18 protein-coding genes and 1 tRNA gene are annotated in these 23,664 nt (G+C 37.6%); 10 read left to right on the plus strand and 9 right to left on the minus strand.

The genetic code is table 11. The features are described 5' to 3' along the window. Positions 1–15: 15 nt before the first annotated feature. Positions 16–88 (minus strand) — tRNA-Gly (locus C8N37_RS06340). A 64-nt stretch (positions 89–152) separates the two neighbouring features. Further along, positions 153–1,691 carry an NAD(P)/FAD-dependent oxidoreductase gene (locus C8N37_RS06345; protein ID WP_108158123.1) on the minus strand — a complete coding sequence of 513 codons (1,539 nt, stop codon included), beginning with the start codon at positions 1,689–1,691 and terminating at the stop codon, positions 153–155. Positions 1,692–1,868: 177 nt separating this feature from the next. On the opposite strand from C8N37_RS06345, the gene C8N37_RS06350 reads away from it, so the two are divergent. From C8N37_RS06350 to C8N37_RS06370, 5 genes are all read left to right on the plus strand, one after another. After that, positions 1,869–2,447 (plus strand): LemA family protein, encoded by a 579-nt coding sequence (locus C8N37_RS06350; RefSeq protein ID WP_108158124.1) that lies wholly within the window; start codon positions 1,869–1,871, stop codon positions 2,445–2,447. Positions 2,448–2,534: 87 nt separating this feature from the next. Then, complete coding sequence (locus tag C8N37_RS06355) at positions 2,535–2,966, plus strand: TPM domain-containing protein (protein ID WP_108158125.1); 432 nt, start codon at positions 2,535–2,537, stop codon at positions 2,964–2,966. A 3-nt stretch (positions 2,967–2,969) separates the two neighbouring features. After that, a complete protein-coding gene (locus C8N37_RS06360) occupies positions 2,970–3,794 on the plus strand; it encodes a TPM domain-containing protein (protein ID WP_373866211.1) in 825 nt (274 codons plus the stop codon). A gap of 130 nt (positions 3,795–3,924) precedes the next feature. Next, positions 3,925–5,055, plus strand: coding sequence for a TlpA disulfide reductase family protein (locus C8N37_RS06365; protein WP_108158126.1), 1,131 nt, complete (start codon positions 3,925–3,927; stop codon positions 5,053–5,055). A gap of 71 nt (positions 5,056–5,126) precedes the next feature. Beyond that, a complete protein-coding gene (locus C8N37_RS06370) occupies positions 5,127–5,570 on the plus strand; it encodes a hypothetical protein (protein ID WP_108158127.1) in 444 nt (147 codons plus the stop codon). Positions 5,571–5,759: 189 nt separating this feature from the next. Here C8N37_RS06370 and C8N37_RS06375 read toward each other — a convergent pair whose 3' ends face one another. Further along, complete coding sequence (locus tag C8N37_RS06375) at positions 5,760–7,337, minus strand: glycoside hydrolase family 10 protein (protein ID WP_108158128.1); 1,578 nt, start codon at positions 7,335–7,337, stop codon at positions 5,760–5,762. 152 nt (positions 7,338–7,489) lie between these two features. Here C8N37_RS06375 and C8N37_RS06380 point away from each other — a divergent pair, with 152 nt between their 5' ends. The 3 genes from C8N37_RS06380 (at position 7,490) to C8N37_RS06390 (ending at position 11,237) form a co-directional block, all read left to right on the plus strand. Continuing rightward, entirely contained in the window at positions 7,490–8,917 is a 1,428-nt protein-coding gene (locus C8N37_RS06380) for an L-serine ammonia-lyase (protein WP_108158129.1), read from the plus strand. Between the two features lie 97 nt (positions 8,918–9,014). Continuing rightward, positions 9,015–9,818, plus strand: coding sequence for an MBL fold metallo-hydrolase (locus C8N37_RS06385; protein WP_108158130.1), 804 nt, complete (start codon positions 9,015–9,017; stop codon positions 9,816–9,818). Positions 9,819–10,454: 636 nt separating this feature from the next. Beyond that, positions 10,455–11,237 (plus strand): hypothetical protein, encoded by a 783-nt coding sequence (locus tag C8N37_RS06390; protein WP_108158131.1) that lies wholly within the window; start codon positions 10,455–10,457, stop codon positions 11,235–11,237. Positions 11,238–11,463: 226 nt separating this feature from the next. On the opposite strand, the gene C8N37_RS06395 is transcribed toward C8N37_RS06390, so the two are convergent. Then, entirely contained in the window at positions 11,464–12,072 is a 609-nt protein-coding gene (locus C8N37_RS06395; RefSeq protein WP_146171029.1) for a hypothetical protein, read from the minus strand. Positions 12,073–12,172: 100 nt separating this feature from the next. Here C8N37_RS06395 and C8N37_RS06400 point away from each other — a divergent pair, with 100 nt between their 5' ends. Beyond that, positions 12,173–12,571, plus strand: coding sequence for a hypothetical protein (locus C8N37_RS06400; protein ID WP_108158133.1), 399 nt, complete (start codon positions 12,173–12,175; stop codon positions 12,569–12,571). A 223-nt stretch (positions 12,572–12,794) separates the two neighbouring features. Next, positions 12,795–14,015 carry a hypothetical protein gene (locus C8N37_RS06405; protein ID WP_146171030.1) on the plus strand — a complete coding sequence of 407 codons (1,221 nt, stop codon included), beginning with the start codon at positions 12,795–12,797 and terminating at the stop codon, positions 14,013–14,015. Positions 14,016–14,104: 89 nt separating this feature from the next. On the opposite strand, the gene lipB is transcribed toward C8N37_RS06405, so the two are convergent. From lipB to C8N37_RS06430, 5 genes are all read right to left on the minus strand, one after another. Next, positions 14,105–14,803, minus strand: coding sequence for a lipoyl(octanoyl) transferase LipB (gene lipB, locus C8N37_RS06410; RefSeq protein ID WP_108158135.1), 699 nt, complete (start codon positions 14,801–14,803; stop codon positions 14,105–14,107). Positions 14,804–14,911: 108 nt separating this feature from the next. Continuing rightward, entirely contained in the window at positions 14,912–16,099 is a 1,188-nt protein-coding gene (gene hflX, locus C8N37_RS06415) for a GTPase HflX (RefSeq protein ID WP_108158136.1), read from the minus strand. Positions 16,100–16,324: 225 nt separating this feature from the next. After that, positions 16,325–18,430 (minus strand): ATP-dependent DNA helicase RecG, encoded by a 2,106-nt coding sequence (recG, locus tag C8N37_RS06420; RefSeq protein ID WP_108158137.1) that lies wholly within the window; start codon positions 18,428–18,430, stop codon positions 16,325–16,327. A 287-nt stretch (positions 18,431–18,717) separates the two neighbouring features. Continuing rightward, positions 18,718–20,385 carry a SusD/RagB family nutrient-binding outer membrane lipoprotein gene (locus C8N37_RS06425; protein ID WP_108158423.1) on the minus strand — a complete coding sequence of 556 codons (1,668 nt, stop codon included), beginning with the start codon at positions 20,383–20,385 and terminating at the stop codon, positions 18,718–18,720. Between the two features lie 10 nt (positions 20,386–20,395). Next, positions 20,396–23,455: a SusC/RagA family TonB-linked outer membrane protein gene (locus C8N37_RS06430; protein ID WP_108158138.1), complete on the minus strand. Its 3,060-nt coding sequence runs from the start codon at positions 23,453–23,455 to the stop codon at positions 20,396–20,398. Between the last annotated feature and the right edge of the window lie 209 nt (positions 23,456–23,664).

A 23,664-nucleotide genomic window follows, 5' to 3' on the forward strand; every position in this document is an offset into this window, starting at 1 on the left:
GAAGCTTTTATTTTGAGCGAAAGACGAGATTCGAACTCGCGACCCCAACCTTGGCAAGGTTGTGCTCTACCAACTGAGCTACTTTCGCATTTGTCTTACAAAAATACGGCTTTATTTGAATTTTTGCAAGACCAATTTAAAAATTTATCAATTTAAAGGATCGCGTCTGCACAATTCATCCCATCAATCGCTGCAGAAATAATACCTCCAGCAAAGCCAGCGCCTTCAGCGCATGGATAAAGTCCTTTAATTTCAGGATGTTGTAATGTTATTTTATCGCGCGGAATGCGAATAGGAGATGATGTCCGAGATTCCACGGCTACTAAGATCGCTTCATTCGTATAATATCCTTTCATCTTTTTCCCAAAAATAGGTAGTGCGCCACGTAGCGCTTCATATACAAACTTAGGTAATACTTGCGTCAGATCGGTAGAAACAGTACCAGGTTTGTAAGAGTTTTCAGGAAGATCTTTGGAGATACGTCCTTCTACGAAATCAATCATACGTTGGGCAGGGGCTACCATCTTGCCTCCACCAGCTTCAAAAGCGCGTCTTTCTATTTCACGTTGAAAATCTAATAGGGCAAATGGATTACTTTCAGATCCCTCAACATCTTCCAGATTGATTTGAATGACGGTCCCCGAATTTGCATGAGGATTATTCCGCTTAGAAGGAGACCAACCATTGACCACAATTTCATTGTCTGCTGTAGCACAGGGAGCAATAACTCCACCAGGACACATACAAAAAGAAAACACTCCACGACCATTTACCTGCTCCACGAGACTATAGTAAGCCGGTGGAAGATGTTCGCTTCGAACTTCGCAATGGTATTGCGCTTGATCGATAATCTCTTGTGGATGCTCGATGCGAACACCTAAAGCAAAAGCCTTAGCTTCAAGCAACCAGTTTTTAGTACGGAACAGTTCAAAAATATCACGTGCAGAGTGTCCCGTGGCAACGATGACATGGCTTGCATTTAATTGTGTACCATTAGCAAGTGTAACTCCCGTAACTTGGTCATTTTCGGTATTGATATCGATTACCCGTTGTTCAAAAATAACCTCACCCCCATAAGAAATAATGGTTTCACGAATCGCTTGGATAATATGCGGTAATTTATTAGTGCCGATATGAGGTCGTGCGTTCACCAGAATATCTTCATTTGCACCATGAGAGACAAAAAGTTTTAATACTTTTTCAACATCACCGCGTTTGTCAGAACGCGTATACAATTTGCCATCTGAATAAGTCCCGGCACCGCCTTCGCCAAAGCAATAGTTTGAATCTGCATCCACAATACCTTCGCGATTCAACCGAGCTAGATCACGACGACGATCCTGTACACATTTGCCACGTTCGATAATGATCGGTTTTAAGCCTTTTTCAAGACACCGAAGGGCAGCGAATAAACCCGCAGGACCAGCACCGATAATTAAAACGGGTTGTGCATCTTGTACAGATTGATATTTGATTTTGAAACTTTCAGTAATAGGTTCTTCGTCTATAAAAAAGATAATACGAGCTCTAAAAACAACATGACGGCTACGCGCATCTATCGAACGTTTACGGATTTTAAACCCTTTAATGCGTTCAAGTTTTATGTTCAAGGATTTGGCACCTTGATTTAAAATATAAGCATCGTCTTCCATTCTTTCTGGAGCGATCGCCAATTCAATTTCTTTTTGCATATTATTCTTGCTGGGTTTTTATCCCAAAAACAGGTCAAAGTTAAGGATATCTGCTGTATTTTTTTAGTGATTAATAGGTATGCACCTAAAATTATTCTTATATTCGTAGGAGTGGTATAAGCTTTGTAGTAAGCTATCCGTTAAAATTTATTTGAAATATATTAATTCAACGAAAAAATGAAAAGATTATTAGTCGCATTCTTTGGTTTAATGGTCGCATTATCTTTCAGTTCATGTGGATACAATACAATGGTATCGCAGGATGAAAATGTAAAAGGTAAATGGGCTCAGGTTGAAAATGCATATCAGAGACGTGCAGATTTAGTTCCTAATTTGGTCAATACCGTTAAAGGATCTGCAAAGCACGAAGAAAGTACATTAACGGCTGTCGTTGAGGCGCGTGCCAAAGCGACATCTATCACGGTGGATCCCACTAATTTAAATGAAGAAACGATTGCACAATATCAAAAGGTACAAGATCAATTTTCAGGTTCTTTGAGTAAATTGATGGCTACAGTAGAAGCTTATCCTGATTTAAAAGCAAATCAAAACTTTTTGGAACTTCAGGCACAATTAGAAGGTACTGAAAATAGAATCTCGACCGAACGTAGAGCATATAATGAAGCGGTACAACAGTTTAATACAACGGTAAGAAGCTTTCCTAATAATTTGATGGCGGGTATGTTTGGCTTCAAAGCGAAAGGAACTTTTACAGCACAAGAAGGGGCTGATAAAGCGCCAACCGTATCATTCTAATATACCGATTAGTTTACTAGAAAAGATGAATGATGGGCTTATCTTGTGCACTCATTCATCTTTTTTTATTTAAAAACAATTTTATTCATGGGAACATTTTCATCAGAACAGCAGGAAAAAGTAGTACATGCGATCAGTATAGCGGAAAATAAAACTTCAGGAGAAATTCGTGTGGTGGTTGAAAAACATTGTCCAGGCGAAGTTTTTGATCGTGCCACACATTATTTCGAAAAGCTGGCGATGCATAAAACAACCTTAAGAAATGGTGTGTTAATTTACTTGGCGCATGAAGACCATAAGTTTTCAATCATTGGAGATGCCGGTATTCATAAGAAAGTATCGGAAGATTTCTGGGAATGTACGAAAGAAATTATGGTTCAAGAATTTCGAAAAGAACAGTTTGTAGAAGGATTGATTCAAGGAATTGTACATGCTGGCAACCAATTAGCAAAATTTTATCCGCGAGAAGAGGATGATATTAATGAATTACCGAATGATATTGTTTTTGGCGATAGATAAAACATGAATAAACTAAAGGAATATAGGTCATTGACCACGATTAGATTTTCAAGCCTCAATATTTTTGTATTGACGATTGTCATGCTGTTTAGTGTGGTAAGTTTATTTGCTCAGGATTTTCCTGCTGTACCAAACCGACTGGTCAATGATTATACAAAAACATTGACAGCAAGTCAAGTGGATCAGTTAGAGCAAAAACTCTTGGCTTTTGAAGATTCAACTTCTATACAAATCGCTGTTGTATTGATGAATTCTACTGGATCATATGATATTAGCGATTATGCTGTACGACTTGCTCAACAATGGGGCGTTGGAAATAAAAAGTACAACAATGGTATTATGTTGCTTGCAGCAATTGGAGATCGGGCAGTTACGATTCAAACTGGATATGGTATAGAAGGTGCTGTTCCCGATGCAATAGCACATCGGATCATTGAAAATGAAATAAAACCAGCTTTTCGAGCACAAGATTATTTTACAGGAGTCAATAGTGCAACAGATGCATTGATTTCATATACTAAAGGAGAATATAAAGCAGATCCTAAGCAAGCAGAAGGAAAAGGTGGTGGATCAAAAATGTTGATCATCATTGTGGTAGTCATGATTGTTATTGCTCTGATCTCACGCAAAGGTGGTAATGGAGGTAACGGCGGTGGTAAAGTGATGAATGGTAGAGGAACTTCTGATTTGTTTTGGTGGACTTTACTCAATAGTCTAGGTCGAGGTGGTTCTGGTGGCGGAGGCTTTGGCGGCGGCGGAGATGGAGGTGGCTTCGGCGGCTTTGGTGGCGGAGGCTTTGGCGGTGGCGGTGCCAGCGGCAGATGGTAACGCAGAACTATAAGGGAGTAGCAAAGGATAAATAAAATTAAAATAAAACCATCATAAGCAAATGTGGATAAATAGTGATGAATATTGCTCATAATGGCTTCATAAACGATCAAAAACAAATTATATAGTGATGAAAAAAGGAATATTATTGGGATTAAGTTGTATCCCAGCTTTAATTTTTGCACAAGAAAATTTCACATTAACAGGTCAGGTAAAAGGTGCTTCAGATAAAGCGAAAGTTTTTATGCAATATGTTGAAAATAATGCACGAAAAATTGATTCTACGACCATATCTGGAGGACAGTTTAAGTTTAATGGTTCAGTTGCTGGACCGGTGAAAGCTTATTTGATACTTTCTGCCGATGGCACATCCATCAAAGAAATTCAAAACCCCGATTTGACACAAGTTTATTTGTCAAATGGTGTGATAAAAGTAAACACTGATGGTGAAATGAAAAATGCTGTTATTTCAGGTAATGCTATCAATACTGATTTTGCAAAATATCAAACAGCAATCAAGTCTTATACAGATGCATTTCAAGCTTTAAATAAGCGTTATGCTGAAGCTACAGAAGAACAGCGCAATGATCAAACTTTTATCGCAGGTTTGCAGAAAGAAGCAGGTGAAATTAATGAGAAACAAGAAGTAGCAGATGAGCAATTTATAAAGGATAATAAATCAAGCTTTATTACATTGGATCTACTGTTTGATAAATTAGACGGTGAAAATGTCAATTCTTTAATTATACCAAGTTACCAAGCTCTTTCAGCTGACCTGAAAAATAGTAAAAAAGGTAAAGAATTAGCGACTAGAATTGAGAAATTAAAAGCAGTTGCTATTGGTTCAATGGCTCCAGATTTTTCATTGCCAGATACTGCCGGAAATGAAGTCGCATTGTCTTCTTTAAGAGGTAAGTATGTGTTATTAGATTTTTGGGCGAGTTGGTGTGGACCGTGTCGTCATGAAAACCCTAATGTAGTAGCTGCATTTAACAAATTTAAAGACAAAAACTTTACTGTATTTGGTGTCTCTTTGGACAACCCGGGTAAAAAGGATGCTTGGATGAAAGCAATCGCTGATGATCAGTTAGGACAATGGCCACAGGTATCTGATTTGCAAGGTTGGAAATCAGCACCGGTAGCATTATACGAAGTGCGCGGTATCCCGCAAAACTTTTTAATCGATCCGACAGGTAAAATTATTGCCTCAAATCTTCGTGGAGAAGAATTGCAAGCTAAATTGGCAGAATTGTTAAAGTAATAGCAGTGTAAGGATACGAGAAAAAGGGCTTTTCGATTCGTCGAAAAGCCCTTTTATTTTTACTATTGTAAATGCGTACTTTTTTATACCTGATATGGGCAACGGTTTTATTGACCAGTTGCCAGAATAAACAAGAAGCGGGAGTACCGATTCTTAATCTATCGGCTTTATCCGTTATTCCTTTGGAAGAACCTATAGATAGTTTGGCAAAGGGTAATACCTTTATTGATGTTCAACTGCCTGCAGGAGCGCGTATTGAAGAGTTGTCGAAAGAAGATTTAGGTCTATTGAAAGCCGCTGCCTACCGTTTTTTTGGTAAAGTCAAATTAGTCGACAATCAATATGTTGCAGATATTAAAGAAGGAAAAGAAATTGAAGTTTCGGATGCTGTTGTTTCTGCATATTTGAAGGCAATATCCAGTACAAATGCTTTTGCAGATTCCCTAAAAAGGGAAGGACAAGAAATTCAATTGCCCGCTATCACGGATGAATACCGAAATGCTTTATTGAAATAAAGGCAAGCAGTCGGGGTAAATTAACTAACAATGCTATGCTTCCTTTATTTTTTATAAGCATTGATTGAAATTAAAAAAGGGAAAACCAAACTATAAATTTTGATTTTCCTTTTTTTAATTATGATGTTTTGATATTTTAATTCAGTGTTTAAATTGTAAATTTCCTACTACCTTCCTAGTTTTTCACTTTTACTGCATGGTGTAAGCAGAACTATACTTCGATATTTTTTCAGTACTTCTGGTATTGGAAGGTCCACTTTCATTTTTCATGCGATCCAATGCTGTAACAAAATAGTAGTATTGCTCTTTCGTATTGATATCAGTATCGGTATACTGCAAATCATCTTCATGGTAAGTAATGTGGATGATGTTACTGCTATTGTTTAAGTCTGGTTTTTCCCCTTCCTTAAAGCGGTATACTACATAGCCGTAAGCAGATTCACCGTCAGCCGCACGATCGGGTTTTTGCCATACCAGATCATTGGATTTTTTATTATCTGATGGTCTTAGTTGTAATCCAAAAGGTGCATGCGGTGGAATGCTATCGATCCATGGCATCGTTGGTGGTAAAGAAGATGCATGATACAAATTGCGTTGCAATGAATCTTGTAATCCAGCCAGATTGTCTGTTAATGATTTGGAACTAAAGAAAATACTGCCTTGGACATTTGGCTGTTCGCGTAGATAACGAATTTGACGCGGAATTTGGCTCCGGTCAGTCCATCCTGGTTTTTTTTCATTTACCCGGTACGCTCCATGTCCGATGTAAAAATGACGACCATAAGTATGATCTTGCCACCAAGCAACCAATATTTCATAGGCTGCAGCGCGGTTTTGAAATGGAAAATAAATCTGAGGATTGATATAGTCGATCCACCCCTCTTTGATCCACTTTACACCATCGGCAAAAAGTGTTCGGTAACCACTTAGACCATGGGTATTGGACCCCTCTTTATTTGCATCTTTATTGTCCCATATACCAAACGGACTAACTCCATATTTAACGTAGGGTTTTTTGGCCTTAATTGCAATTCCTAGATCACGTATAAGTATATCCACATTGTTTCTTCTCCAATCATCGATATTAGAAAAATTGTTGGCGTACTGCCCAAATGTGATGCGATCAGGTATCGGAGTATTACGGGTATCCGGATAGGGATAGAAATAATCATCAAAGTGGATCCCATCAATATCATAATTGTTGACCACGTCCATGATGACATCAATAATATATTCACGAACTTCAGGAATACCGGGATTGAATAGTTTTTTGCCCGCATAAGTAAAAAACCATTCAGGTTTCCTTTTGGTAATATGATCTTCTGAAAAATGATTGGGATTAAGTGTTGTAGATGCACGATATGGATTGATCCATGCATGTAATTCCATTCCTCTTTTGTGACATTCGTCGATAATGAAATCCAAAGGATCATAGAATGGATCTGGAGCTTTTCCTTGTTTACCAGTTAAATAGCGACTCCAGCCCTCCTTTCCACGACCATAAAAAGCATCTGCCGATGGTCGGATCTGAAAAAGAATGGTATTCATACCAGATTTTTTGTGCTCATCCAAAATATGGATAAGCTCTTGCTTTTGTTTTTCAACATTAGTGCCCGTAGCAAGTGTAGGCCAATCAATATTTCCGACAGTGGCAATCCAAACACCACGAACTTCACGTTTGGGGCTAGGTTGAGCGCATAAAAGTTGTGCTGTTAGTGCGATTAGAAAAAATACTCCAAGTAAGTGCAGAACGTGTTTAAATCTCATTTGTTTAATGATAAGTTAACAAAGATAATTAAGCTTTATTGATAAAGTATTAAATCTTTGTAAGAACTTTGTGGTTGTTTAATATTCTGTAAATTGCAATGTTTTTGGACTGTCCTAAAAACATGATTTTGATAGCGTTTTATAAATATAGAATGAGCAAAGAACAAATTTCCGTTTTTGATATGTTTAAAATTGGTATAGGACCTTCCAGTTCGCATACCTTAGGCCCATGGCGAGCAGCACAGCAATTTACGAAAGTATTGCAAGATAAAGCTGTGCTCGATATGGTGGAGTCTGTTAAAATTTTACTCTATGGTTCTTTAGCGAAAACAGGGACAGGACACGGAACAGATATCGCTGTGCTTTTGGGATTAAGTGGAGATGATCCCGTTACTTTTGATGTTAATCAAGTAACTCCTAAAGTGGAGCATATCAAATCTGTACATGAATTAAGATTGGCTGGTACCCATCTGATCCCTTTCTCTTATCAGGAAGACTTACTTTTTCTTTATAGCGAAAGTTTACCCTATCATCCTAATGCTGTTACTTTTCAAGCGTTTTTAAAAGATGGTAAAGCACTTAGTGAAACCTATTATTCGATTGGCGGTGGATTTGTGGTACAGGAGAATGAAACGAGTAACACTTCTACAGAGGTTGATTTACCTTTTCCGGTTGACACTGCTCAGGACTTATTACATTGGTGCCGTAAAACAGGATTAAAAATATCTGAACTCGTATTAGAAAATGAATATGCATGGCGTGAAGAAAAAGAAACGAGAGATGGTGTTTTAAATATTTATAAAACAATTTATGAATGCATATATCGAGGTTGTCATACAGCTGGTACACTGCCCGGAGGATTAAATGTAGAAAGAAGGGCGGCAAAACTGAATCATCGGTTGCTGAAGGGGCGTACTTACCAAGATTATGAAAGTTGGATCGATGCCATAAAAGCAGGAGGTGAAAATTTTCAATATATTCTGGATTGGGTCAGCTGTTTTGCCTTAGCTGTCAATGAGGAAAATGCTTCTTTTGGTCGAGTCGTGACAGCACCGACAAATGGTGCATCGGGGGTTATTCCTGCAGTATTGCAGTATTATATCACATTTCATCATGGTGGTTCTGACGATAAAATCATACAATTTATATTAACAGCTTCAGAGATTGGATCAATCTTTAAAAAAGGAGCGACGATTTCTGCGGCCATGGGCGGTTGTCAGGCTGAGATTGGGGTATCATCAGCGATGGCCGCAGGTGCATTGACAGAATGTCTTGGTGGGTCTCAAAGGCAGGTGCTAATGGCCGCAGAAATAGCGATGGAACATCATTTAGGTTTGACTTGTGATCCGATAGGTGGATTGGTTCAGATTCCTTGTATTGAACGTAATACAATGGGCGCAATCAAAGCGATTACAGCTGCACAATTGGCTTTACAGTCCAATCCTGATAAAGCTAAAGTAAGTTTGGATGCGGTCGTAAAGACCATGTGGGAAACGGCTTTAGATATGAATGTTAAATATAAAGAAACAGCAGATGGTGGATTAGCTGTACAAATACCACTAAGTTTACCCGAATGTTAATTTTTTAGATTGTTATCGCGCCATATTCAATTATTCGGTTGGCAGAAGCACGGATGAATATGAGCTACGATCTTTAAAGAACAAATATAAAATACATATGAAATATTGTGCTATTGCCTCAGGCAGTAATGGAAATTGTTATTATGTCGCTAAAGGCGATACGGCTATTTTAATTGATGCTGGCATTAACAGTAAGCACATACATCTGCGTATGTATAATTTGGGTATATTGCCGACACAAATTAAAGCAGTATTCGTCACGCATGAGCATAGCGATCATATTCGTGGTTTATCTGTTTTTGTCAAAAAATATAATATACCCGTATATATAACAAATGGAAGTTATGAAGGAACACGATTGCATCTTCCATCACATTTGGTTCATATCATCGCACCAGATGAGGTGACAGAAATTGGTGAAATGAAAATTTATGGTATTCCAAAGTACCATGATGCTAAAGAACCATGCAGCTTTTTGGTTTCAGACGGAGCGCATAATATTGGAATTTTAACCGATATCGGACGCCCTTGCAAAAATGTTGAACATGTGATTAAGCATGTTGATGTGTTGTTATTGGAATCTAATTTTGACGAAGAGATGCTGAAAAATGGTCGTTACTCTTATTTTTTAAAAAATAGAATTAGTAGCGGTTGGGGTCACCTTTCCAATACTGTCGCTCTGGATTTGTTTAATACACATCGTACATCCAGATTAAAGCACTTGATGTTAACCCACCTTTCTGGCGAAAATAACAGCGTAGAACTTGTTCACGAAACTTTTAGATCGCACTGTGAAGATATTTTACTTTCAGTGGCAACTCGCTATGAGGAAACTGAAATTTTTGATGTTGTCAATTTGAATGCCCTTCAAAATGATATGAGATCAAGCATGTGCGGTTAAAGAATCCGTTTGGTTAATTAGTTGATGGATTGTTTAGTATTGCATCATTGCAATGCCAGTAATAAAATGCCTGTAGGTTTTTAAGGTACTATAGCAGTATAAAAGGTGTCGGGTATCTCGTAAGTGCGAATTAAACCTCTATTAGGAGTATAGATGAAGTATCCCTCAAGCATATATTAGGTACTTGTACAGTATGGTTTCGAATAGCACGGTATCTGCTTGTCATTTTCCTACGTTATAAAATGCAGGATTTAATTTGAAGCAAGAAAATTGTAGTTTTCTTTTGATTTGTATTCGACTGCTAGTTGGGTCGCGTTTGAGAATATTTTGAGACAGATTCAGCTTTCGTTTGATTCATGCTCGGCTGCTGTTCGATTCGCTGCCGAAAAATAGCCGAATGGCAGTCGTAGCTGTGTCGAGTTAGTCTCGACGTTGTATCGAAGCCATAGCCTATCACTATCGAATCGTTGTTGAGTAATGCCAGCACTTATATGGAGTTTCAAGGAGTTTCAAGGACTTTTAGGGGCTTTTGTCCGTAAAACATCAAACAGTTTAAACGTCACTTTACAAAATAAATTGATTTGTTTCTGAACGAAAAATATCCTAAATTTATTGTTAACCAATAGGCAAATGTTCATGTTTAATTTTAAAAATCCTAAAAATCCGTATAGAAAAAAAGGAAAAGATTATAGATTGAGTGAGAACAGTAAATTAACCGGGGCAGATTTTGGATATACTCGCAAACTTGCCAGTCAAATTTATAAAATAATGCAATTGATACAAAATGAGTCTTGTAAAAATGATACCTATACTCGTTTTTCAAAAGTACTTTATAAAGTAGTACGTAATGATCAAGTGCATGAGTTGGGTAAATTGCAATTAGGTTATGGAAATGTAGCGCCATTAAAAGGTTTTCGATTCTTTAAAAAAAGAAATTGGCATAATTTCTTTATGAATAAACCTACAGCTGAGTTAGACATAGAGAAAGGGGCGATTCGTTTTGCTATTCCACCTATTTTTGCAAGGGAGTTCAATAAGTTTCCAGAACGAACGCGTAAGGTTATTATTAAAATGCATTGTATCCAAGTATCTGTGGGTGATGAAAATATAGTTGAATTAAATTCTAGTAAAGAGCTGGTGATAACAGAAGTTGATAATATCAATTCGCGCTCTGTTTATTTTGCTATAAAAGAGAGAGCAAATGTAGTCGCATTGTGTGTGGCAACAGTACGTATTTGGTTGGAATCTGTAAATAGTAAAGAGGAGTTTTTATCTTTCGATAGTAAATTTATGACTGCTGAAATATTCGATGCATTAGTAATCCGTGATGGTCAGCTTTGCCATTTCGAAGAACAGAAATTTTCTGATATGAAACCTCCTGAATTTCCAGATTCGGATGAAGAGATCGATTGGGTATAATCAGTTTTTTTATAAAAATTATATTTTTAATATTTGTGGGTCTTTAAGGGAAGAATATCAAATAGGGAGTCTGAAAGGCTATATCAAGTATTTGGTGAGTTCATTTGCTACATTTTTGAGGGGTGTTATCCATTTTAATATGTTTATCAGTAGATACTGAGTGTAAATGTAACATGGTATTCAGACGCCTTATTATTGAGATGTTTTTATAGCATACTTTCTACTATTACTGTGCTATGGTAGATTTTATATTCGCATACGAAGGTATAGGTAAAGTAATGCCCTCATCTTCATATATGTAATATAATGCATGCGCCAGACGAATGAGAAACTCGCGAATAGCGATAATCCTATCTCCAAATTGGTCATTGTCTAAAGATCTCTTTAAAGTCAGCTGTTCCATCAGATCGTCCATCGTCTTGTACCATTTTTTTAGCGACTGATAAGAGAAAAATTTACGAATTAAATCGTTGGGATTTCTTTTGCCATTGTATGTGAAGTCAATTCCATACGAGTAGTTGAAGTAATCGTTTCTGGTCTCGAATAATTTCAACGGATCCTCGTGTTTTGCTAGACCACATTGTTTAAAAATAACATATGCAACTTCAATCTGTTTGATCATTTGATGACAATTGTAACCATTTTCGGGATATCCTCCACTGGACATCGCTGGATAAGCTCCGCTGGTAACAAAGAGATTGATATCATTTTTCCAGTTAATGATATCGGTTTGATGTCGAAAAAAATCATGGATGTAGATCATTGGATTATTGATGATCTTCTTACTTAAGTAGCGAAAATTTTTCGCTTTTAGTTTCTTTTTTGTATTTTTCATAATCATTAATTAAGTTGGTACCCTAGTAAAGGCTATTATATTATAATTGTTTATTAAAATTAGGATATTATAATGTCTTTTGCAAGTTAAATAAAAAATAATGTCTGGTATTAAAGAACGTGTCCTGTTAATCGCGGAAAGTAAAGGGATCAATAAAGCAGTTTTCTTTGAAGAGTTAGGGCTTTCTTATGCTAACTTTAAAGGTGTGCAAAAATATTCCGCACTAAGTTCTGATACGATGGTCATTATTTTAAATAAATATGTCGATATAAGCCCTGTTTGGCTTCTAATGGGTATAGGAGAGATGTATAAGAATGATTTGGGTAATATGAGAGAACTTGCAACTCCTTATCAACAGGTCGTTGCTTCGCAAAATAATGATAGCCTGATGGTCGATTCTTTGAATAAAGTGATCAATGCACTGGAGCAGACGATACGTACCCAAGAGAAAACAATTCTTGCCCTTGAAAAACAGATTAGTTTTTTAGAAAAGAAATAGTTTTTGGATATTATTTTATCTATTTTGTTTTTAAGTTTTAAAGCTAGTTGTTACCTTTAAAAATCTTATTTAGCTTGATATCTCATTGCAATAATTTTAAAAAGTAACAGATTAAAGGGGATTTATTGTTAAGATTTTGGTTTATTTTTGTTTAATGGAGGTATTTTGTTTTATAAAATATTATCCTTCTTTAAATCTTTTAATATTTAATAATATCGCGTTTATGTTGCAAAGACTATATCTTTTGTTTACGATGTTACTTTGTTTTATTACTCTGGATACTGTTGCTCAATCGGCTGGTGATCGTCCTGTCTATACATCAGAATGGGGGCATCTTTATCGTGCTGAAAATAACAAAAGAGATTTATTGGGTATTTTTTCTACGGAAGCGCCGATTTACGTTTTGGATTCTAACCTGACACAGTATAAGGTGCAAGTGAGTAATGGAGATATTGGTTTTATCAAGAAGCAACCACTTCAGAAGGCGATGTCTGGCAAGAGATCGGAGGGTGAACCTGCTCAATACTTTTACCGAGGTAGTCAAGGAAGTCAGTGTCCTCATTTTTTTGTTCAGGTATCGGAATTAAGAGTACGAAAAGCTCCAAATGTGACCAGTACAGCTGTTAGACGAGCTAAGTTGAACGAATTGATTTGTGTGGATTACATTCCGCTTTATTCGGACGGTTGGGTATATGTTGGAGATCATTTTCATGAAAAACCTGAATTCATTCAGGCTAAATTTTTAGGTGCTGAATTAACTTACGATAACGTGTTGAAGAATTATCTTCAGGTAAGAGGTAAAGACCAAAAGCAAGAAATGGTATGGGCAGGAAGGCTGCGCGAAATCGCTTGGACTGATGATAGAAAATTGAAAGAGGCTCTTACTTTTTGGAAACAATCATTTGAAAATGCTGGTGTTAAAGATCCAAAAATAGATATAGATTTTGAATTGCTTGTCGCGGAAAGGTTTCAGAGTAGACCAACATTCGATGCTATCATGAGTCAAGTGGAGGCTCTTCGTATACACTATGATTGGAAGGGAACGCTTCTTTATGATGGAAAGATAACGGATAATCAGATGAAACAATTGGAGATGAAAAGGGTGGAAGAGATTCCTAATATGCCCGAATGTGGATGGGAACCGAAATATTATTATCAATCTCCATCTTCTATTGTAGCATTTGAAGAAAATAGCAAGGGTAAGTTAGTTGGGTCTGTCTATCAAACTTCCTTTGTGGAGGGGGTTGTATTACGGATTGGTCAGGAACGTGTGGATGGTAATTATGATGAAAAGGAATTTGTGAAAAAATTTGGACACTTATTGACCGTCACGTGGATAGATACTCCGCATGTCTATCATATCCCAAATGGCGACGCCGGCCTCTTTATCATTACTTTTGAAAATGGAAAAGCTGTCTGTTATGCATGTATGTTTTATTGTTAGGAAGGTTAGATGGTGAACATGTTGGATCGTCAGAAAGGTTAGGTAAATATTGAAAAGAAAGGACCTACAGTTTGTAAGTCCTTTCTTTTTTAAACCAGTTCCATAGCGAATAGATTGGCAATATGTCTTTTTAATTTGTCTTTTACTTCATTTATATTGGGTTTATAGCCCAACTCTCTTTCCATAGAAGTGACATCTTTGTCATCAATACCACAAGGTACGATATTTCCAAAATAGCTTAAATCTGCATTTACATTAAATGCAAATCCATGCATAGTGACCCATCGGCTTGCTCTGACACCCATTGCACATATTTTACGTGCTTTTTCGTTATCAGCATCTATCCATACACCTGTGAAACTCGGATATCTTCCTGCTTGAATACCGTAGTCTTGCAAAGTCAGGATAATAGCTTCTTCTAATGTACGCAGATATAAATGGATATCTGTAAAGAAATTATCTAAGTCGAGTATGGGATATCCCACAATCTGTCCAGGACCATGATAGGTAATATCTCCTCCGCGATTAATTTTGTAATAGCGAGCTTCTTTTTCTTCTAATGCTTTTTCATCGAGTAATAAATGTTCTGGTTTACCCGATTTCCCTAAGGTGTAAACATGGGGATGCTCGTTAAAAATTAAAAAGTTTTCCGTTGACAATTCGGTGTTGTTAACACGATTATCATGCTTTATTGCTAAGGTCTTCTTAAAAATCTCTTCTTGTCTATCCCAAGCTTCTTGATAGTCTACTAAGCCCCAGTCGATAAATGTTACTTTCTTATTTTGCATATTGATATGGCTTTATGCCATTTATACTTTTGTAAAGAATTAAAATACATTTGGTTACTGTCTTCAATGCGATGTTATCCAAGCGTATTTTAGATCTAAAAATTTGAATTAGTAAAGCAGATTATTGTAAGGATAGCGCGCATTGTGCATATCTACAATGATTTCGTAAAGCTTCTGTTTGAACTCTTCCAAATGTGTTTTGTTTGTTGCGGAAATAAAAATAGCAGGATCAGCATTTTTTGCCATCCAACTGTTCTCAAAATCTTCTAATGTAACAGTACGTTCGCCGTCTTCCCCTTCTTCAACTGTGGGAACAAATGCATCTATTTTGTTAAAGACGGTAATAACGGGCTTATCTAATGCGCCTATATCCTTTAATGTTTCATTTACTGCTTGGATATGATCCTCAAAATTGGGATGCGAAATATCCACTACATGGATCAAAACATCTGCTTCGCGAACTTCATCTAAAGTGGATTTGAAACATTCTACCAAATGATGCGGTAGTTTGCGAATGAATCCAACTGTATCCGATAATAGGAACGGTAAATTGTCGATAACGACTTTACGCACTGTTGTATCTAAAGTAGCAAATAACTTATTTTCAATCAATACATCTGATTTTGAAATCATATTCATGATGGTAGATTTCCCAACGTTGGTATAACCCACTAATGCAACACGGATCATGTCGCCACGATTCTTACGTTGGGTTTCATTTTGTTTGTCAATGGTTTCTAATCGATCTTTGAAAACACTGATTTTGTTAAGGATAATCCTTCTATCCGTTTCAATCTGACTTTCACCGGGACCGCGCATACCGATACCACCACGTTGACGCTCTAAGTGGGTCCACATACGCGTTAACCTTGGTAAAAGATATTGCAATTGCGCCAATTCTACTTGTGTCTTTGCTTGCGCACTTTTTGCGTGGCTGGCAAAGATATCCAAGATGAGGTTGGAACGATCTAATATTTTGACTTTGAGCTCACGCTCGATATTTCGAAGTTGTGAAGGTGTCAATTCATCATCAAACACGACCATGTCAATTTCTTCGGCGATGACAAAAGCTTGGATTTCTTCCAATTTTCCACTGCCCACAAATGTTGCTCGGTCTGGATAGGCCAGTTTTTGTGTAAAAATGCCTTTTGTGACGCCACCTGCTGTTTGCACTAAAAATTCAAGTTCCTCAAGGTATTCTTGAGCCTTTGTTTCAGCTACTCCCTGGGGAATAACGCTCACGAGAATTGCGGTTTCTGGTTTTACTGCGGTATCGTATATTTTGATTTTTGCCATTATTTTCTGTTATAGTTTTGTATTGTATATTAAACTTGTTGAAATGTTAGCCTCAAGGCTTGACAAATAGAGGATGAAAGGATCAGTTTTCATATCACGAAGTCCTAATAATAATACAAAGATAATCGTTTTTAGTTTAATTGTTTTATTTGGAAAGCTTATCCCTTCATTTTATTAATAGAGCTTATGAGCTGTTTTAGAAAGAAATAGTACCTGCGCGAATGTTTATGAAATCTTATCCCAAGTGATACCGTCCGTTTTTCTTGCGAGGTACTGTCTGAGTAATGTATGACGTTCTTCTATCATTTCAGGATCTTCTTTGAAGATGTCTATGACTGAGTTTCGTGCTTCGGATAACAGTTGTTGGTCGGTAGCGAGGTTTGCTAACTTTAATTCTAATACACCTGATTGTTGCGTGCCGGAGATATCGCCTGGGCCCCGAAGTTCTAGATCTACTTCTGCAATTTCAAATCCATCATTGGTACGTACCATGGTATTCAACCTTAATCTTCCTTCTTTACTAAGCTTATTTCCTGACATCAGTATGCAAAAGGACTGCTCTGCTCCCCGACCTACACGTCCTCTTAATTGGTGGAGTTGTGAGAGACCAAAACGTTCCGAATTTTCAATCACCATAACGGATGCATTGGGCACATTGACCCCGACTTCGATAACGGTGGTTGCAACCATGATCTGGGTTTCATGTTTTACAAAACGTTGCATTTCAAAATCTTTGTCCTTGACTGGCATTTTGCCATGTACAATACTAATTTTATAATCAGGAAGTGGAAATTCACGTTGTATATTTTCCAATCCTGCCTCTAAGTATAATAGATCTAGTTTTTCACTTTCTTTGATCAGTGGAAATACAACATAAACTTGTCGGCCTTTTGCGATCTCTTCACGCATGAGGCCAAACATGCGTAGTCGGGAGCTTTCGAAAAAATGTACGGTCTTGATGGGTTTTCTTCCTGCCGGAAGTTCGTCTATAACAGAAATATCCAAATCGCCATACATGGTCATGGCCAGCGTGCGGGGTATTGGTGTTGCAGTCATCACGAGCATATGTGGTGGGATACTATTTTTACGCCACAATTTAGCCCGCTGTTCTACGCCAAAGCGATGTTGTTCATCGATGACGACAAAACCCAGATTCTTGAATTGTACTTTATCTTCGATTAAGGCGTGGGTTCCGATGAGAATATCTAAAGTTCCATTTTCTAATTCTTCATGGATAACACGACGTTGTTTGGTTGTGGTTGAGCCAGTCAATAATTTGATGTTGCAGATGTCCTCACCGAGTAATTCTTTCAATCCGGTAAAGTGTTGTGTCGCTAATATCTCCGTTGGTGCCATCATGCAGGCTTGAAAACCGTTGTCGATAGCTAAGAGCATGGTCAAGAGTGCAACCACCGTTTTTCCGGATCCTACATCTCCCTGTACTAAACGGTTCATTTGCGCTCCAGTCACGGTATCTTGTCGGATTTCTTTAACGACACGTTTTTGTGCATTTGTTAATGGAAATGGGATACGTTCTTTGAAAAAAGTATTAAACTTGTCACCTACTTTAGAGAAAATCTGCCCTCTGAATTTTTTAGTGTTGAGCTGTTTGTTTTTTAGTAATTTGAGTTGAATATAGAATAATTCATCAAATTTGATCCGCTTGATTGCTTGAGTCAGTTCTTCCTGGCTCTGTGGAAAATGAATAGCAACGGTTGCCCGGGCTTGATCCATCAATTGATGTTTTTCCAATAGATATGCCGGCATTTGCTCGGGAAGTTGACGAAATACAGTTTCTAATGCTGTTTGCTGTAGTTTTTGAATTCCTTTACTGTCTAAATTGAATTTTTTAAGTTTTTCAGTGGAAGAGTAGACCGGCTGTAGCGTCATGTTCCCTAAGTTTTTTGCTTGGGCTTGATATGGCTCCATTTCGGGATGTGTAATGGATATTTGTCCGTTAAAGACGGATGGTTTTCCATACATCACATATACCGCACCTACTTTTAACGATTTCTGGAGCCAGGTAATGGACTGAAACCACACTAACTCGATGCTTCCGGTTTCATCTTTGAATTGTCCAACTAATCTTTTGGCTTTTTTCTCTCCAATTTCTTTAAGCCCAATAAGCCTTCCTAATACCTGAGCAGAGTACATATCGGCATCAAGCTGTCTTATTTTATGAAAGACAGTACGGTCAATGTAGCGAAAAGGATAGTAGCTGAGCAGATCACCAATAGTGAAAATCTGCAATTCTTTCTTAATTACATCAGCTTTCTGAGGGCCTACGCCTTTCAGATATTCTATGGGGGTTATTAAAGATAAATCAGCCATTCTTCTAATTCGCTAATTTAAGGAATTTACTTAAAATTTTAGCAAAGTACTGTTATTGTTTGGTCATTTGTCTTGATTTAACGACATCATGTTGAGGTTTTGATTGATAATTGGCTGATAAAATACGCTTTTTAAAATTGGAATGGTTAACCGTGATGGATCATAAATGAAACTAGGTCATTGACTTGAAGAAATAAAAGTAAATGTATAGGTCTAAAATAATAAAAAATGGGGGTGATCATGATTTATGATCCACCCCCGCTCTTGTTATAGTATATTAATTTCGATTAAAAATTTCCTTTATTGACATCCCACCAGAGACGTGTGCCGCCATGATCGGCACCGCCAAGTAATGAAATGGCATTTTGTACTTCAGTCGCATTGGTGTTATACTCATTTTGCGGGAATGGTAAACGACGAATCTGAATCTTAGTGTCGATCAGACCAGCACTATTGTTAACCGCAACAGGGAATAGTTTTGGATATCCAGTTCTCCGGAATTCACTCCATGCTTCTTGTCCTTCAGGAAAGATAGCCAACCACTTTTGGGTAATGATGCGTTCCAGTTTTTCTTCATTAGTGGCTGCATCATTCCATTGTATGGTTAAGCTTGTCGGTGAGTCTGCATTATTGCTGGCGTTAAATGGATCAACGTAGGCATCAGCTTTACTGGTATTGTCTTGTAAATATGTGGCTAGACCACTTACACCCCACTGTGCAAAAGAGGTTTCAACACCTTTTTCATAAAGAGATTTTGCTGTTCCACCAACATTTGCCCAACCTCTTAGGGCTGCTTCGCTACGTAAGAAATACACTTCTGCTGCAGTCATTAAAATGGGTGCAGTGGTTGCAGTAAATGAGGGTGTACTCCCATTTGTATTTAAAGCAGATAATACTTGGTATTTATCTTTTTCAATAGCTGCGGCACCTGTGCGGATACCAATGTATTTTCCAGCAAATCCTGTTGTTAGTTTATCAACCGCTACGGGCTCCATATATTTGGAAATACGAGGATCTTTGTAACCCGTCATGTAAGATTGTAAGGAAGCATTCATACGTGTATCTGCCCAGTTTTTTGAAATAAACCAAAGTGGATTGCTAAATGTACCATCTGTAGGAACTTTAATTTTAAAGTTTTCACTATTTGCTTCGATAACTCCACCATTTGCAGGGTCCAACGCTTTTTCGGCTTGTATTTTTGCTAATTGTGGATCTGCTTTTACAATACGAATTGCAAGTCTTAAGCGAAGAGAATTGGCCAATTTTAACCAATTTTTGAATCGGGATTGGTTATCCATATTTGGGTAGACCAAATCAATTTCTTCGATTTTATCTGTCATTGGACTTTCTGCACTAAAGGCTTTTAAGGCTGTAGTAGCTTCGTCCAATTCTGTAAAGAAGGCGTTATAAAGATCGGATTGTTTGTCATAAGGAACGTCACCTGATGTGCCTACTTTACTGTAAGGGATGGGGCCATAAATGTCGGTTACACGGTTGGCCGCTGCAACTTTAATTACTTTTGCTGCTCCCCCAAGAGCTGGATAGGTTTTATCCAATCCGTTTTTTTGTAATTTATCAATAGATTTGATCACATCTAGATAAAGAACTTTAAACGGTTCGCCATTCCAACCATTCACCATAGCATAATTCAGATTGTTTTGACCACTATTGAAAGGAGTAGGGGACATAAAGTAACCGGAGAATACATCTGCATTTAGATTTTGCTGAAGTTGGTATGAATTTGGATCACCGCCTCCAGAGAAATTGTAAATGGCCATTTGGGCTGTTTTGAAGAATAAGACCAGATCTTTCCCATCGGCAGCGAGATCTTCATCGGTTAATCCGGTGTTGTTTTTGTTGTATTCTTCAAAGTTTTTTGTACAGCTGCTCATAGCACTTCCTAGTACTACACAGGCTAACATCAACTTACTTATATTTTTGAAATTGTATTTCATCGTTGTTTTTTTAAAATGTTGCATTCAAAGTAAGACCATAGTTACGGGTTGGTGGCATCATAAAGATATCTACACCGCTTAGGGTATTACCGGTAGACATGGTTACTTCTGGATCAAATGGTGCTTTCTTAGTCAAGTAGAATAGATTTCTACCTACTGCTGAAACGCGGAGTTTTTTAAAGAAACTGTCATTGATATTAAAATCATATCCTAGTACCAATTCACGTAGTCTAACAACTGTTCCATCGTAGATATATTGGCTACTTACAGGTCCCATTCCACCGACAGTGGTATACCATTTTTCGGCATCAACATTGGTCACTGTAGTACCTGAAGCTGTGATGCCATTAATAGCAACTCCGCCATTTGCACGGGCATCGCCACTTGTTTTTGAAACACCGTAACCGTCAAGAAGCGCTTGCGTGATGGACATGACTTCGTAGTCAAATTTGCCGTCGATCAAGAAACTTAAATTGAAGTTTTTATAATTGAAGCTATTGTTCCATCCCATTTGCCAAATTGGATTTGAGTTGCCTAACTTAGTATAGTTTGAATTCTTTTGTGGAGATCCATCTTCAGATACTAGAATACGTCCTTGATCGTCACGCGCAAAATCTTGTCCATAAATATCTCCGAAAGAACCGCCAACTTCAAATTTGGAAGCATAGTTATTACGTCCATCTCCGGTCAATGCAAATTCTTTAATGCGATCATCTAACTTGATAATTTTGTTTTTGTTATACGTAAAGTTTAAACTTGTTGTCCACGTGAAGTTGTCATTTTTGATGGCATCTAATGATACTAATGCTTCAACTCCTTGATTTTGGATATCACCAGCATTGATAGCATATTGATCATACAATGATGCTTGACTAGCCGCAATTTTGAAGAACTGATTTTTCGTATTTGTTTTGTAATAAGTGACATCTACATTTAAGCGGTTGTTCCACATACGCCATTCAGTACCAATTTCCAATGAATGGGTTTTTTCTGGCTTCAAACCTTTGAGAAATGCGATATCATTAAGATTGATGACCCCGTATGCATTGAGGTTATTGGTCAATAAAGTGGTATAAGGTGGTAAATCATTTCCAACGATAGCATACGATCCTCTAATTTTGGCCATGTTGACAAAATCGGGCATATTTAACTTGTCATTTAAAACGACACCTAGACCTACCGATGGGTAGAAGAATGAATTTGATTCTGTAAAAGCTAGGGTACTTGACCAATCGTTACGTGCTGTTAGATCCAGATATAACCACTGATCGTAGGATAAATTGGCACTAGCAAAGACCGATTGTAATTGTCTTCTGTTGTTCAATAGACCTGTTGGAGTTGGTGTAGTTGAATTTTGGATGATAAACTGATTTGGATATTGTAGACCAGCTGTACCACTGTTGTAATCGACACCTTCTGTCTTCCAGTCTGTGATACTGGTACCTACTACACCTGCAATTTGAAATTTATCGTTGACATTGAAATTCATGTTGGCGATCAAATCTCCATATTGCTGAGTAATGGTTGTATTGGTATAACTATATCCTCCATTAGGTCGGGCTAAAATAGACTGTGTACCTGCATATGATTTTCTATCCCAAACTTCACTGGTACGATCGACACTTCCACGTGCTTGAACATTGATCCATGGTGCGATTTGATATTTGGCACTACCGTTTAACAATAGACGGTTTCTTTTTGAACTATTTTGATTTCTGTTGACGATCCACCAAGGGTTTTGTTGTGTGGTTGGGTCATCTGAGAGCGTAAACCAGTTTTGATCATAAAGATTGCGGCTTGGATTGAATTTCTCAAATTCTTTATAAGGAGAAATGTCAACACTGCGAGGCAATAAATAAAGTCCCACTAAAGGATTATAGTAAAAACCAGATGTCGGTGCATTGTCTAGTTTTTGAGTAATATAATTAGCACTTCCTTCTACCGTTAGTTTGTCGTCAAAAAACTTGGCGCTTTCTTTTAGATTGAAGTTGTGACGGGTCATGTCATTATTTGGCGTAATTCCTTTTGCTAAAGTGTTGGCGTAAGAGAAGTACGTTTGATTTTTCTCGTTTCCTCCAGATAATGTCAATGAGTTGGTGAAATTGCTACCCGTTCTTAGGAACTTGTTAACATTATCAAAGTTCGTTTGATCATTTTTTGCTCCCCAACTGGTTACACTTGTCGTGCTAGCATTGCCTCCGGATCCTTGCCCATATTGATTTTGAAATTCTGGTAACGAGGTTGCTTGCTCGATCTGTGCACTGGAGGAGAAGTTAACTGTGGTGCGGCCACCTTTTCCAGATTTGGTCGTGATTAAGATAACACCATTGGCTGCTTGACTACCATATAAAGCGGCAGCTGATGCTCCCTTTAGTACGGAAATATTCTCCACATCTTCGGGATTGATCATGGCAATAGGATCTCCAGGATCGCGTTGACCTCCAAATACATTGTCAGGTTGTGATCCTAATGTCTGATTATTGATCGGTACTCCATCAACAACATATAAAACTTGGTTATTTCCTGAAGCTGATTTGTTTCCCCTTAATACAACTTTGGCAGATCCACCTGGTCCGGATGAACTGGAAGCAATGTTGACACCTGCTACTTTACCATTTAGGTTATTGGCCAAATTGGTGCTTTTCACACGATTCAATTCGTCGCCTTTCAGTTGTTGGGTCGAATAGGTCAACGATTTTTGAGCGCGGCTGATCCCAAGTGCTGTTACAACTACACTTTCGAGTTGTTGTGTCTGAGGCACTAGACTTATGGTTAAAGTAGTCTCATTGGGAGCAAGTGTTACGGTTTTGGTTTCATACCCAACAACACTGATGCTCAAAATACGATTTTTATCGTCAACGTTCACTTGGAAAACACCGCTAGCATCTGATGAGCTGGCTTTAGATGTTCCCAAAACTTTAATAGTAGCTCCCGCTATTGGTGAATTAGACTGGCCATCCACAATAGTACCCTTCACCTGCGTGTTTTGGGCAAGAAGTAAAGATGCTGAAAAGAGCATTGTTGGAACAATACCCAAGATCTTCAATGTTGTTTGTAATTTACTATTCATTTAGTAATATGTGTTATGATCTAATTATGTCTTTACACATTTCATAAGAATAGATTTATAAGCAATGGCTAATTCAATTTAGCTCATTGGTTAGTAGATGTCTTATATTGAATATAGGAGGGCACGTATATAATAGACGTAAAATAAAATCAATATAATTTATTAGCGAGACAGGTTTTTCTCGTAATGGGAATCTAAAGTACTATTGT

The organism is Sphingobacterium faecium (assembly GCF_003054045.1).
Classification (GTDB): Bacteria; Bacteroidota; Bacteroidia; order Sphingobacteriales; family Sphingobacteriaceae; genus Sphingobacterium; species Sphingobacterium faecium.